General features: G+C 67.9%; 11 protein-coding genes. 5 read left to right on the plus strand and 6 right to left on the minus strand.

All coding sequences use genetic code 11. From position 1 onward, the window contains the following. Positions 1 to 14 precede the first annotated feature (14 nt). The 3 genes from DBR23_RS16265 to DBR23_RS16275 form a co-directional block, all read right to left on the minus strand. Positions 15 to 1043 carry a tripartite tricarboxylate transporter substrate binding protein gene (locus DBR23_RS16265; RefSeq protein WP_108498930.1) on the minus strand — a complete coding sequence of 343 codons (1029 nt, stop codon included), beginning with the start codon at positions 1041 to 1043 and terminating at the stop codon, positions 15 to 17. 82 nt (positions 1044 to 1125) lie between these two features. Further along, entirely contained in the window at positions 1126 to 1983 is an 858-nt protein-coding gene (locus DBR23_RS16270; RefSeq protein WP_108498931.1) for a 3-keto-5-aminohexanoate cleavage protein, read from the minus strand. After that, positions 1980 to 2978: a 3-hydroxyacyl-CoA dehydrogenase family protein gene (locus tag DBR23_RS16275; RefSeq protein ID WP_108498932.1), complete on the minus strand. Its 999-nt coding sequence runs from the start codon at positions 2976 to 2978 to the stop codon at positions 1980 to 1982. The genes DBR23_RS16270 and DBR23_RS16275 overlap by 4 nt, the downstream gene beginning before the upstream one ends. Before the next feature lie 110 nt (positions 2979 to 3088). On the opposite strand from DBR23_RS16275, the gene DBR23_RS16280 reads away from it, so the two are divergent. Next, positions 3089 to 4006 (plus strand): LysR family transcriptional regulator, encoded by a 918-nt coding sequence (locus DBR23_RS16280; protein WP_099729225.1) that lies wholly within the window; start codon positions 3089 to 3091, stop codon positions 4004 to 4006. 99 nt (positions 4007 to 4105) lie between these two features. Beyond that, on the plus strand, positions 4106 to 5014 hold the full coding sequence (locus DBR23_RS16285) for a hydroxymethylglutaryl-CoA lyase (RefSeq protein WP_108498933.1): 909 nt from the start codon (positions 4106 to 4108) through the stop codon (positions 5012 to 5014). Positions 5015 to 5042: 28 nt separating this feature from the next. Here the strand turns inward: DBR23_RS16285 and DBR23_RS16290 are convergent, their stop codons facing one another. The 3 genes from DBR23_RS16290 to DBR23_RS16300 are packed head-to-tail and all read right to left on the minus strand — an operon-like array spanning position 5043 to position 11032. Beyond that, entirely contained in the window at positions 5043 to 6506 is a 1464-nt protein-coding gene (locus DBR23_RS16290; protein ID WP_108498934.1) for an efflux transporter outer membrane subunit, read from the minus strand. Continuing rightward, entirely contained in the window at positions 6503 to 9691 is a 3189-nt protein-coding gene (locus DBR23_RS16295) for an efflux RND transporter permease subunit (protein WP_108498935.1), read from the minus strand. Before DBR23_RS16295 ends, DBR23_RS16290 begins: the two co-directional genes overlap by 4 nt. Before the next feature lie 18 nt (positions 9692 to 9709). Next, entirely contained in the window at positions 9710 to 11032 is a 1323-nt protein-coding gene (locus DBR23_RS16300; protein WP_233250495.1) for an efflux RND transporter periplasmic adaptor subunit, read from the minus strand. A gap of 208 nt (positions 11033 to 11240) precedes the next feature. Here DBR23_RS16300 and DBR23_RS16305 point away from each other — a divergent pair, with 208 nt between their 5' ends. From DBR23_RS16305 to DBR23_RS16315, 3 genes are all read left to right on the plus strand, one after another. Next, positions 11241 to 11774 (plus strand): YbaK/EbsC family protein, encoded by a 534-nt coding sequence (locus tag DBR23_RS16305; protein WP_099729229.1) that lies wholly within the window; start codon positions 11241 to 11243, stop codon positions 11772 to 11774. Beyond that, positions 11771 to 12037 carry a DUF1289 domain-containing protein gene (locus DBR23_RS16310; RefSeq protein WP_108498936.1) on the plus strand — a complete coding sequence of 89 codons (267 nt, stop codon included), beginning with the start codon at positions 11771 to 11773 and terminating at the stop codon, positions 12035 to 12037. The genes DBR23_RS16305 and DBR23_RS16310 overlap by 4 nt, the downstream gene beginning before the upstream one ends. Next, the coding region (locus DBR23_RS16315; RefSeq protein WP_108498937.1) for a 2-hydroxychromene-2-carboxylate isomerase at positions 12034 to 12668 on the plus strand (635 nt) is incomplete at its 3' end. The genes DBR23_RS16310 and DBR23_RS16315, both read left to right, overlap by 4 nt.

The following is a 12668-nucleotide window of genomic DNA, read 5'->3' on the forward strand; positions in this document are numbered from 1 at the left end:
GAGGGGGGGCCTTTTCAGTCCACCGTCACGCCGGCATCGCGCACCAGCTTGCCCAGTCGCTGCGCGTCGGCCTTGATGAGCGCCCCAAAGTCTGCCGCCGTGCCCCCCACCACGGGCGTGCCAATGGCTTCCCATTTGGTGCGGAACGCGGGTTCCTTGAAGATCGCATTCACCGTGGCGTTGAGTTTGTCAACGGTGGCTTGCGGGGTGCCTGCGCGCACCGCAATGCCATGCCAGCCGGTGATCTGGTAGCCCGCAATGCCAGCCTCCGCCATGGTGGGCACATTGGGCAGCACCTTGGCGCGTTCGCTGGATGTGACGGCCAGCGGAATGAGTTTGCCCGCCTGGATGTGGGGCAGGGAGCTACCGACGATGTCGAACATCACGTTCACCTGTCCGCCGATCAGGTCGTTGAGCGCGGGGCCAGCGCCACGGTAGGGGATGTGCCCCATCTTCACGCCCGCTGTGGTGTTGAACAGCTCGCCCGCCAGGTGCTGCGGTGTGCCGTTGCCGGCCGACGCGTAGCTCAGCACTGGCTTGCCGGCCTTGGCCATGGCCAGGAATTCGGCCAGTGTCTTGACGCCCAGGGAGGGATGCACCTCCAGCACCAGCGGAAATGCCGATAGCTGGATCACCGGCACCAGATCGGACAGCGGGTTGAACGGCATGCTGGCGTACAGCGAGGGGTTGACCGCCATCGGGCCGCTGGCGGCCAGCAGCAGCGTGTGGCCGTCCGCTGGCGCCTGTTTGGCCACCTCGGCGCTGCCGGTGTTGCCACCGGCGCCGCCCTTGTTGTCCACCACCACAGGTACACCCAGGCGGCTTTGCAGCTCGGGCTGCAGCATGCGGGCCATCAGGTCGGTGGGTCCACCGGGCGGATAGGGCACCACAAAGCGGATGGTCTTGCTGGGGAAGGCGGTGGCGGCCGTCTGCGCCGCAGCGTGACCTGCGATGCCCAGGGCCAGGGGCACGGCAAGGGCTGCGTGCAGCACGGCGCGCCGGGCGCCGCGATGTGTGGACGAGTAAAGGTGGCGGTGGTGCATGTCTGTCTCCTGTGGGGATGGATAAAGCCCGTCTGCTGCGGGTTGATGTCAATGGATGGGGAGCGCGATGGAGTAGTGCCGCTCAGCCTGCGCCAAAGCGCTGCCGGATGTCGGCGGCGGTGGCCAGCGGGCGGCCCAGTGCGGCGGCGGCTTCGACGGCCTGGCGCACCAGCGCGGTGTTGTCGGGGGCCACGCTGCCGTCCTTGCACAGCAGGTTGTTTTCAAACCCCACGCGGGCGTGGCCGCCAAACACGGCGGCTGCGGCCACGCAGGCGTTTTCTGCCGCCCCGAAGGCGCACACGGCCCAGGGCTCGTTGCCGTCATGGGCGTTCAGAAAGGGCAGCAGGTCGCGCGGGCTGGAGGTCTGGCCCGCGCTGTAGCGGCCCAGCACAAACAGCAGGAACCAGGGCGCATCCGGCACCACGCCACTGGCGCGCAGTGCCTGCCAGCGGCGCAGGTCGGCCACGTCATACAGGATGACCTGCACCATGGTGCGGCGCTGGGCGAGGCCGGTGAAGAAGCGCTGCAGTCCGGCTTCGCCGATCTCGGGCTTGTCTACTTCGCGCAGTCCGATGGACACGGCCTCGGGTTGCAGGGCCTCCACCATGGCGATCTGCGCGGGGGCCTGGTACACGCCTGCGGCTTCGCTGGTGATCTGGATGACCATCGCGTCACCCACGGCCTGGCGCACCACGCGCTGCGCCTCGCGGTAGCCTTCGACATCGAGGCTGTGGCGGCCTTGCGCGTCGCGGATGTGCATGTGCAGCATGGCCGCTCCCGCGTCCAGGCAGGCCTTGGCCGTGGTGGCCAGCGTGGCCGGTGTGATGGGCACGGCGGAGTGGTCGGCGGGCTGTTTGTAGGCGCCGTTGGGCGCCACGGTCACGATCAGTGGGTCAACCCACTGGCTGGCAATGGTGGGTGATGCGGGCGATGCACTCATGCGCGGGCTCCAGTGGTCGTTGGGGTGTCCGTCTGTGACATATCGGTGGGAGGCTCGATGGTGGGCAACTCGCCGGCCAGCAGCGCCAGGCCCTGGCGCAGCAGCGTGTCGTAGCGCGCGCGTTCGGCCCGCTTGCGGTCTTCGGGCCAGTCAAAAAAACCCTTGCCCGTCTTCATGCCGAGCTGACCCTGCGCCACCTTGTCGCGTAGGGCCTGGGCGGGTACGTCGGTGTTCGACAGCGTGGGGTACATGGTGGCTGCGGCAGCGGTGTGCACCTCAATGCCTGCGTGGTCGCGCTGCAGCACCGGGCCTGCCGCCAGGAAGCGAAAGCCAAAACCAAAGCGCACGGCGGCGTCCACGTCCTCCGGCGAGGCAATGCCTTCGTCGATGAGTGCAAAGGCCTCGCGCGAGAGCGCGTGCTGCATGCGGTTGGCCAGAAAGCCGGGCTTGTCCTTTTTGACCAGCACTGGCACGCTGCCGCAGCCGCGCATGAAGGCGTGCAGCCAGGTGCCCAGCGCGGGGTCGCTGCGCTCGCCCAGCACCACCTCCACCAGCGGCACCAGGTGGGCGGGCATGAAGAAGTGCAGGCCCAGCATCCGCTGAGCCGTGCCCAGTCCCTGGGCGATGGCACTGATGGGAAAGCCCGAGCTGTTGCTGGCCAGCACGGCGTTGGGGGGGGCCACGGTTTCCAGCTCGGCAAACAGCTTTTGTTTGGCTGCCAGTTGCTCTGTGATGCATTCCACCACCAGCACCACGCCGTTCCAGTCCACATCCTGCAGGCTGGCGCACACCTGCACCGGGCCGGCGTGGGTAGCTTGGCCTGCGGCGGCCAGCTCCTGCGCAATGTGCGGCCGCAAGTGTTCGCGGCGGGCGGCGTGGGGGTCCACCACCGTGACCTGCGCGCCGCCACGGGCCAGGACCACGGCCACATCGGCCCCCATGGTGCCTCCGCCTACCACCACGGTGCGCGCGCTGCGCGGCGAACTGTTCTCCATCGTGTCTCCTTGATGCTCTCAATCTGTTCAAGCGGTGTGCTTGCGTTGAATTCAGTCTAGGGGCCCCACATTGCGCGGTCCAGACGTCTTTTTCGATAGACTGATCGGTTATGAAGATCAATTGGTCCGCCCGCGAGGTGGATGTGTTCCTCTCCCTGGCCGAGACGCTGAGTTTTCGGCGCACGGCCTTGCAGATGCACCTGTCGCAGTCGGCGGTGTCGGGCACGGTGGCTCGGCTGGAGGAGATGCTGGACGTGCGCCTGTTCGAGCGCACCACGCGCACCGTGCAGCTCACGCTGGCGGGCGAGGTGTTTGCCGAGCAGGCGCGGTTTCTGCGCCACCAGATGGAGGAGACCGTGCGCCGCGTGCAGGAGGTGGCGCAGCTGCAGGTGGGTCGCATTGCGCTGGCGGCGCTGCCGTCGCTGGCAGCCGGGGCCGTACCCCGCGCGTTTGCCCGGTTCGCCACACAGCACCCGGGCGTGCAGATGGAGCTGATCGACAGCCTGGCGGGCCCGGCGTTTGACATGGTGCGTGCCGGGCGCGTGGACTTTGCCCTCACCGCCGCCAACCCCGCCTATGCGGATCTGGACTACACCCCGCTGGTGTCCGATCGGTTTGTGCTGCTGATGCAGCGCACGCACACCCTGGCCCGTGGGCGGGGTGCCATCGCCTGGGCCGAGGTGGCCGAGCTGCACCACATCTCCATGCCTGCGGGCACCAGCGTGCGGCAGTACGCGCAAGAGGCCCTGCTGACGCACCGCATCCGCTTTGAACCCCGCTACGAGGTGGAGCACCTGGCCACCATTGCGGCCATGGTGGCGGCAGGGCTGGGTGTGAGCGCGCTGCCCGAGCTGGCCGCCCAGGTGGTGCGCCGGCCCGAGGTGGTCACACGCCCGCTCAAGGCGCCCGTGCTGCACCGGCCCATCGGGCTGATCACGCTGCGCGGGCGGCCGCTGTCGCTGGCGGCGCAGGCCATGGTGGCCTTGCTGCGGCAGGAGGTCGAGGGTGATCACACCCGGGCTGGCTGATGGCGCGTCCGGCGAATGGTCTGGCACGATATGGGGTGGCCCTGTGGAGGCGGTGGCGAGACAATGGCGGCATTCCTTGATCCACCACTTGGTAGCCCCATGAGCATTCCCTCCCGCGTCCGCCTCATCGACGTTGGCCCCCGTGACGGCCTGCAGAACGAAAAGACCCCGGTGCCCGCCGCCGTCAAGATCGAGCTGGTGCACCGCCTGCAGCAGGCCGGCCTGAAAGAGATCGAGGTCACCAGCTACGTCAGCCCCAAGTGGGTGCCGCAGATGGCCGACAACCACGAGGTGATGGCGGGCATCACCCGCCAGCCAGGCGCGGCGTATTCGGTGCTCACGCCCAACCTCAAGGGCTTTGAGGCGGCATTGCTGGACAAACCCGACGAGATCGTCGTCTTCGGTTCCGCCAGCGAGGCCTTCAGCCAACGCAACATCAACTGCAGCATTGCCGAGAGCATCGAGCGTTTTGCCCCTGTAGTGGAGGCCGCATTGGCCGCCGGCATCCGTGTGCGCGGCGCCATGAGCTGCACCGTGGGCTGCCCGTACGAAGGCGACATTGCCCCTGAGCGCGTGGCCTACCTGGCTGGCCTGCTCCAGGGCATTGGCGTGCAGCGCGTGGATGTGGCTGACACCATTGGTGTGGGCACGCCGCGCAAGGTGCAGAAGGCGCTGGAGGCCACGTTGCAGCACTTTGGCATCGACGAGGTGTCGGGCCACTTTCATGACACCTACGGGCAGGCGCTGTCCAACACGCTGGCCGCGCTGGAACTGGGCGTGTGGAACTTCCAGTCGTCCGTGGCGGGTCTGGGCGGCTGCCCTTATGCCAAGGGCGCCACCGGCAACGTGGCCACCGAAGACGTGGTGTACATGCTGCAGGGCATGGGCATTGAGACCGGCATCGACCTGGATCTCCTCATCGATGCCGGGGCCTACATCAGCAGCTTCCTGGATCGCAAGCCCAACTCACGCGCGGCCAATGCCTTGCTGACCAAGCGCGCGGGCTGACTATTGATCCATCTGCACCCGGCCGCCGTCAACCGGCGTCCGGGGTGCCTCCCAGCACCTTCCACAGCGTCACGCGGTTGACCTGCTCGGCCTGGCGCAGGCCGATGAGGGTCTGCTGCGCCGCATACAGGCTGCGCTGCGCATCCAGCACCGTGAGGTAGTTGTCCACCCCGGCCTTGAAACGCGCCTCCGACAGGTCGAACGCTTTCTGGGTGGCGGCCACCAGCCGCGTCTGCGCCGCAATGCGCTCGTCCCACTGCGCGCGGTCGGCCAGCACATCGGCGGTCTCGCGGAACGCGGTCTGCACGGCCTTTTCGTACTGGGCCACCGCGATGCGCTGGTTGGCCTCGGCCACCTGCACGTTGGCGCGGTTGCGGCCGGCGTCGAAGATGGGCAGGCGGACCAGCGGCACAAAGCTCCAGGTGCCGCTGCCTGCATCAAACAGGCCGTCCAGCTCGCGGCTGCCGGTGCCTACATTGGCCGTGAGGCTGATGGTGGGGAACAGGGCCGCCCGCGCAGCGCCGATGTTGGCTTCGCTGGCGCGCAGGGCGTTTTCGGCGGCCTGCACATCGGGGCGGGCGAGCAGCACGTTGGACGCCAGTGGCACCGGCACGGGCTGCAAGGCCGCCGGGGCCTGCGCGTCAGCGCGCAGCGTGCTGGCGGTGGGCCAGAGCGCGGCAGGCACCGGGCCTCCCACCAGCAATTGCAGTGCGTTGCGGTCGCGCTCCACCTGCGCCAGGTAGGTCGCCACATCGCCGCGTGCCGCGTCCACCGTGGTCTGCGCCTGGGCCAGCACCAGTCCCGATGTGGAGCCGATGGCGTGGATGCGTTCGGTCAGCGCATAGGCCTTTTCGCGGCTGGCCAGGGTGTCGCGCGCCAGTTGCAGCCGGGCTTCATCGGCGGCCAGGGTGAGCCAGGCGTTGGCCACATCGGCAATCAGGCCTGTCTGGATGTTGCGCTGGTTCTGATGGCTCTGCAGAAACTGCTGCAGCGCTGCCTCGTTGAGGTTGCGCACCCGGCCCCAGAAGTCGATCTCGTAACTGGCAAACCCCAGTTGTGCCGTGTACTGCGTGGCCACCTGCGCAGGGGCTGTGGCGCTGCTCATGCCAGCGGCGGTGCGCGCGCGGCTGGCCTGCGCTTGCGCGGTGACGCTGGGCAACAGGTCGGCGCGGGTGATGCCGTACTGGGCGCGGGCCCGTTCGATGGTCTCGACGGCCACGCGCAGGTCGCGGTTGTTCGACAGCGCGAGGGCAATGACATCGCGCAGCGGCTGGGCCTGCACCCAGCCCAGCGCCGCTGCCGCCTGCAGACTGGCGTCGCTGGCCACGGCTGGCTGCCCACTGGTAGTGCCCACGGTGTCAGGCACCGGCAGGGCGGGGGTCTGGTGCATGGGGGCCAGGTTGCAGCCCGCGATCAGTGCGGTGGTGGCCAGGGCTACAGCGATGGCGGCAGGCCGGCGCTGGCGGCGTGGCGAAAAGGGTGGGCGCGTCATGCTGCGCTCTCCTGAGTGGGGTGCGGTAGGGTGGTGGCAGGCGGTGGCGGTGCGTTGTCTTCGCTGCGCGACCGGCTCTTGAACCAGCGGCGGATCAGCAGGAAGAACACCGGCACCAGGAAGATGCCCAGCACCGTGGAAGCCAGCATGCCGCCCAGCACGGCGGTACCGATGGCCACCCGCCCGCCTGCACCCGCGCCGGTGCCGATGGCCAGCGGGATCACCCCGAAGCCAAACGCCAGCGAGGTCATCAGGATGGGCCGCAGGCGCAGGCGCACGGCCGCGACGATGGCGTCAAACAGGTTCTTGCCCTGCTCCTGCAGCTGCACCGCAAACTCCACGATCAGGATCGCGTTTTTGGACGCCAGCCCCACCGTGGTCAGCAGCCCCACCTGAAAGTACACGTCGTTGGTGAGGCCCCGGGTGTAGGTGGCGGCGAGCGCGCCCACCACGCCCAGCGGCACGGCGAGGATCACCGACAGCGGCACGGTCCAGCTCTCATACAGGGCCGCCAGGCACAGGAACACGAACAGGATCGAGATCGCGTACAGCATGGGGGCCTGGGCGCCCGACTGGCGTTCCTGCAGCGAGGCGCCCGTCCACTCGTAGCCAATGCCGGGAGGCAGCGTGCGCAGGATGTCTTCCACGATCTTCATGGCTGCGCCCGAGCTCACGCCTGGTGCCGCGCGGCCTTCCAGCTCGTAGGCCGGGTTGCCGTTGTAGCGCAGCAGCTGCGGCGAGCCGTAGGCCCAGTAGTTGGTGGAGAACGCGCCAAACGGCACCATCTCGCCCTTGCTGTTGCGCACGCTCCAGCGCGCCACGTCCTGCGGCAGCATGCGCGCCGGAGCGTCGCCCTGGATGTACACGCGCTTGACCCGTTCGTTGTTCAGGAAGTCGTTCACGTAGGTGCCGCCAATGGCGCTGGAGAGCACGCTGTTGATGTCGTTGTACGACAGCCCGAGCGCGGCGGCCTTGCGGTCGTCGATCTCCAGGCGCAGCTCGCTGGCATCTTCCAGGTTGGTCATGCGCAGGTTGGTCAGTTCGGGCCGCTTGCGCGCCTCGGTCAGGAAGGTGTTGGTGGCCGCCAGCAACGCCTGGTGGCCGAGGCCGTTCATGTCCTTGATCACGAAGTTGAAGCCCGAGCTGGAGCCCAGGCCCCGCACGGCCGGCGGCATGACGACCAGCACCCGCGCATCGCGGATGGAGGCCAGGTCGCGCGTGGCCTTGTAGGCAATCTGCGCGGCGGCCTGGTTGGGCAGCGTGCGGTCTTCCCAGGGCTTGAGGCGCACAAAGCCGCGGGCCGAGGCCTGGTCTCCGTTGATGCCCGAGACCTGGTAGAAGCTCAGCACATCGGGCTGCTGCGCAAAGTAGTCGCGCACCTGGTCCAGCACGCTCTGCAGCCGCGCATCGGCGGCGCCCGAGGGCAGGTTCACGTTCACGTACAGGAAGCCCTGGTCTTCGTCGGGCAGGAAGGATGTGGGCAGGCGCGCCATGAGCAGCCACACCACGCCACACACCGCCAGAAAGATCAGCACCATGCGTTTGGTGCGGCGCAGGGTGTAGGCCACTGTGCCCTGGTAGCGTGCCGAAGTGGCGTCGAAATGGTGGTTGAACCAGCGGAAGAACCGGTCGTTCAGCCCCAGCAGGCCGCGGCGGATGGGCCGGTCATGCCCGGCAGACGCGGCTGCGGGCTTGAGCAGCGTGGCGCACAGCGCCGGGGTGAGGGTGAGCGCCACAAACACCGACAGCGCCATGGCTGCCACGATGGTGATGGAGAACTGCCGGTAGATCACGCCGGTGGAGCCGCCAAAGAACGCCATGGGCACGAACACCGCCGACAGCGTGACCCCGATGCCCACCAGGGCGGGCGTGATTTCGCGCATGGACTGGCGGGTGGCCTCCTTGGCCGACTGGCCGGTCTCGTGCATCACCCGCTCGACGTTTTCGACCACCACGATCGCATCGTCCACCAGCAGGCCGATGGCCAGCACCATGGCAAACATGGTCAGCGTGTTGATCGAATACCCCGCCAGCGACAGCACCCCGAAGGTGCCCAGCAGCACCACCGGCACGGCAATGGCGGGGATCAGCGTGGCGCGGAAGTTCTGCAAAAACACGAACATCACGATCACCACCAGGATCATGGCTTCGCCCAGTGCGCTGACCACTTCCTTGATGGAGGCGCGCACAAAGGGCGTGGAGTCCGAGCTCACGAAGTAGTCGATCTGGTTGGGAAAGTAGGGCTTGAGCTCGGCCAGCTTGGCGGCAATGGCATCGGCCACCTGCATGGCGTTGGCGCCGTCGGCCAGCACGATGCCCATGCCCGCACCGGGCATGCCATTGAGCTTGGCTTTCACAGTCAGGTTCTCGGCGCCCAGCTCCACGCGGGCCACGTCCTTGACGGTGACCACTGAGCCATCGAGCGCCGACTTGAGCACGATGGCCTCGAACTGCTCCACCGTCTTGAGCTTGGTGCGGGCAGTGATGGTGGCGTTGAGCTGCTGGTCGGACACCGCCGGCAGGGCGCCCAGCTGGCCGGCAGACACCTGGGCGTTCTGGGCGTTGAGCGCATTGACCAGGTCCGACGGCATCAGCGCGTACTTCTCCATCTTGGCCGGGTCCATCCAGATGCGCATGGCGTAGTTGGTGCCGAACACCGTCACGTCACCGACACCGTCGATGCGGCCGATCACGTCCACCAGGCTGCTGGTCAGGAAGTCGCCGATGTCCACGGCGCTCATCGAGGGGTCTTTGGAGAAGAAGCTGTAAGTGACCAGGAAGTCCTGCCCGCCCTTGTTGACGAACACTCCCCGGCTCTTGACGGCGTCGGGCAGGCGGTTGGTGGCGGCCTGCAGCTTGTTTTGCACCTGCACCTGCGCCACGTCGATGTTGGTGCCGGGCGCGAAGGTGAGCGTGGTGCGCGAGCGGCCCGAGGCATCCGAGGTCGAGCTCATGTAGAGCATGTTGTCGATGCCCTTGAGCTGCTGCTCGATGATCTGCGTGACCGAGTTTTCGACCGTCTCGGCCGAGGCGCCTGTGTATTGGGAGCCGATGGTCACGCGTGGCGGAGCGATGTCGGGGTACTGCTCCAGCGGCAGCGTGACGATGGACAGCGCACCGCCCAGCATGATGATGATGGCGATGACCCAGGCAAAAATGGGCCGGTTGATGAAGAACTGTGCCATGTGCTGCGTCCTTCGTGCTCAGCGGGATGCCGCTGGGGCAGGGGCCGAGGCGGGCGCGGCACCTGCAGCGGGCGGCGCGTCGGCGCCTGTGGCTCCCTTGCGGCCCTTGGCGGGGGCTTTGGGGTCCACCTCCACCGCGCGCACCTTGTCGCCCGGTTTGACGCGCTGGAACCCTTCGGTCACCACGCGCTCGCCCGCAGCCAGCCCGCCTTGCAGCAGCCACTGGTTGCCCACCGCCCGGTCGATGCTGATCGGGCGTTTTTCCACCACATCGCCTTCCTTGACCACCAGCACGCTGGGCTTGCCGGTGAGGTCTCGGGTCACTGCCTGCTGGGGTACCAGCAGCGCTTCGGGCGCGAGCCCGGTGGGCAGCAGCGCCTGTACGTACATGCCGGGCATCAGCGTGCCCTTGGGGTTGGGCACCACGGCGCGCAGCGTGACGGTGCCGGTGGTGGCGTTCACGATCACGCCGGCAAACTGCAGCTGGCCGCGTTGTGCGTACTCGGTACCATCGTCCAGGCGGATGCGCACGGGGATCTTGTCGCTCTCGACCTTCTGGAAGCGGCCAGCGTCCAAGTCCCGCTGCAACTGCATCAGCTCGGTGGTGGACTGGGTGAAGTCCACGTACATCGGATCAAGCTGGACGATGGAGGTCAGCGCATCGGCCTGGTTGGCCGTGACCAGTGCCCCCGGCGTCACGTTGGACAGGCTGATGCGTCCACTGATAGGTGCCTCGATGCGGCTGTACTTGAGGTTGATGCGGGCGGTGGCCAGGTTGGCCTGGGCCACGGCCACGTCGGAGCGCGACTGGGCCGCCGCCGCCTGGCTTTCTTCAAACGCCTGCTGGCTGATGGCGTCGATCTTCACCAGCTCCGCATTGCGCTTGGCCGTGGCCTCCTGGGTGCGCGCTGTGGCCTCGGCCTTGGCCAGGGCTGCCTGCGCGCTGGCTTCGGTGGCTCGCAGCGAGGCGTCATCGATCTGGTACAGCGGCTGGCCTTGGCGCACCAGCATCCCTTCGGTGAACAGGCGCTTTTGCAGAATGCCCGACACCTGGGGTCTCACCTCGGCCGTGAGCGAGGCGCGGGTGCGGCCGGGCAGGGCGGCTTCGAGCTGCTGGCTTTGCTGCTTGAGCGTGACCACGCTCACTTCAGGGGCGGCCTTGGCCGGCGCGGGGGCCTCGTTGGGTTTGCTGCAGCCGGACAAGATGCCCGCGATCAGCAGCAGCCCCAGCAACGCTCCCCGGCATGGCAATGCCCCGAGGGCGGGGCGGCCCGGCACAGTGTTGGCAGGGGAGGTCGCGGGCAGGCTCGGGCACAGCGGGGACAACGCAGCATCGTTCATGGGCGTGGGAGCGGTTGGGTTGGGAAGGTTCGGCGCATTGTGGGGCGCACACATTTCCTGTTTGTAAAGTGGCCGGATTTGGCCCGGGTGCCGGAGCGCCGTGCAGGGACATGCGGGCCGGGGTGCGAGGGAGGCCATGGCGCGCGGCAAAATGGAGGGAGACCCGACCGAATCACGCCCCCCTGTGGACCTGCTGGAGACAACGCGAATGTGTGGAGCCGAACTGAAGAACCTGCCCGAGGGCGTACAGCGTGTGGCTGCCGAGCTGCAGCGGCGCGGTCACCCGCACCTGCCGCAGATGCTGGACGATGCCGCACGCACCGCACAGCAGGCCGCCGATGCGCTGGGGATCCTGGTGGGGCAGGTGGCCAAGAGCATCATCTTCCGGCGCAAGAGCGACGATGCTGCGGTGCTGGTGGTCACCTCGGGCGACCGACGCGTGGACGAGAAAAAGGTGGAAGCCCATGTGGGCGGCAAGATCGGCCGGGCCGATGCCGAGTTTGTGAAATCGCGCACCGGCTTCTCGATTGGCGGCGTGTCGCCCGTGGCGCATGCCACGCCGCCCGTCACGCTCATCGACCAGGACCTGCTGCGCTTTGACGTGGTGTGGGCCGCAGCAGGCCACCCCCATGGCGTGTTCCCCTTGCACCCCACCGACCTGCAGCGTCTGACGGGCGCACCCGTGGTGGACGTGGTGCAAGCACCGGTGGCGGACGCGTCTGCGCCCCAGGCGGCCGCATGAATGCTATCGATTTGCTAGCTGCCAAGGCAAAAGAGACTAGCGCTACCGGCCAATTTGACCCCAAAAGTGCCGAGCCAGTGCCTTCGCCCTGCATTTCGGTGTGCCGCATGACGCCCGACCGCAGCCACTGCGAAGGCTGCTTTCGCACGCTGGATGAAATCCGCGCCTGGTCGCGTGCCGACGCTCCGCAGCGGCGCGCCATCTGGGCGCAGTTGTTGCAACGCGCCGGCATTGACTGGCCCGTGCCGGAGACCGAGGCATGAAGCGCATCACGTTCTACCTGGACTTCATTTCTCCCTATGCCTGGCTGGCGTTTGAGCGCTTGCCCGAGGTGCTGGAAGGGCTGACCTATAGCGTGACCTACCAGCCCGTGCTGCTGGGTGCCCTGCTGCAGCAGCACGGCAACCCCGGCCCTGCGGGCATTGCCCCCAAGCGCGACTGGACCTACCGCCATGTGACCTGGCTGGGCCATGCGCAAGGCACGCCACTGCAGATGCCTGCGCGCCACCCGTTCAACCCGCTGCCCCTGCTGCGCCAGGCCCTGGCCTGCAGCGACGACGGCAGCATCAACCGCTACGTGGCGGGCACGGTGCTGCGGCACGTGTGGCAAGGCGGCGCCGACGCGCTGGACCCTGCGCGCCTGGCCACGCTGGCCGAGGCGCTCGCGGAGCAGGTGCGCCCCGGGCAGGACGTGAACAGCGACGGCCCCAAGGCCTTGCTGCGTGCCAACACCGAAGCCGCGCAAGCAGCCGGTGTGTTTGGCGTGCCTGCGTTCGGTGTGGACGGCAAGCTGTTCTGGGGGCTGGACGGCCTGCCCATGCTGCGTGCCTACCTCGATGGCGACGCCTGGTTCGACGGCCCCGCCTGGGACGCTGTCAGCCAGCTCCCATCGGG

Source organism: Acidovorax sp. HMWF018 (genome assembly GCF_003061035.1).
Classification (GTDB): domain Bacteria; phylum Pseudomonadota; class Gammaproteobacteria; order Burkholderiales; family Burkholderiaceae_C; genus Acidovorax; species Acidovorax delafieldii.

What these genes read in the sequence shown, in the direction of transcription:
- DBR23_RS16270 (WP_108498931.1), bottom strand. Translation starts at nt 1,983, where the DNA reads ATGAGTGCATCGCCCGCATCACCCACCATTGCCAGCCAGTGGGTTGAC.
- DBR23_RS16275 (WP_108498932.1), bottom strand. Translation starts at nt 2,978, where the DNA reads ATGGAGAACAGTTCGCCGCGCAGCGCGCGCACCGTGGTGGTAGGCGGA.
- DBR23_RS16290 (WP_108498934.1), bottom strand. Translation starts at nt 6,506, where the DNA reads ATGACGCGCCCACCCTTTTCGCCACGCCGCCAGCGCCGGCCTGCCGCC.
- DBR23_RS16300 (WP_233250495.1), bottom strand. Translation starts at nt 11,032, where the DNA reads ATGAACGATGCTGCGTTGTCCCCGCTGTGCCCGAGCCTGCCCGCGACC.
- DBR23_RS16285 (WP_108498933.1), top strand. Translation starts at nt 4,106, where the DNA reads ATGAGCATTCCCTCCCGCGTCCGCCTCATCGACGTTGGCCCCCGTGAC.
- DBR23_RS16295 (WP_108498935.1), bottom strand. Translation starts at nt 9,691, where the DNA reads ATGGCACAGTTCTTCATCAACCGGCCCATTTTTGCCTGGGTCATCGCC.
- DBR23_RS16305 (WP_099729229.1), top strand. Translation starts at nt 11,241, where the DNA reads ATGTGTGGAGCCGAACTGAAGAACCTGCCCGAGGGCGTACAGCGTGTG.
- DBR23_RS16265 (WP_108498930.1), bottom strand. Translation starts at nt 1,043, where the DNA reads ATGCACCACCGCCACCTTTACTCGTCCACACATCGCGGCGCCCGGCGC.
- DBR23_RS16310 (WP_108498936.1), top strand. Translation starts at nt 11,771, where the DNA reads ATGAATGCTATCGATTTGCTAGCTGCCAAGGCAAAAGAGACTAGCGCT.
- DBR23_RS16280 (WP_099729225.1), top strand. Translation starts at nt 3,089, where the DNA reads ATGAAGATCAATTGGTCCGCCCGCGAGGTGGATGTGTTCCTCTCCCTG.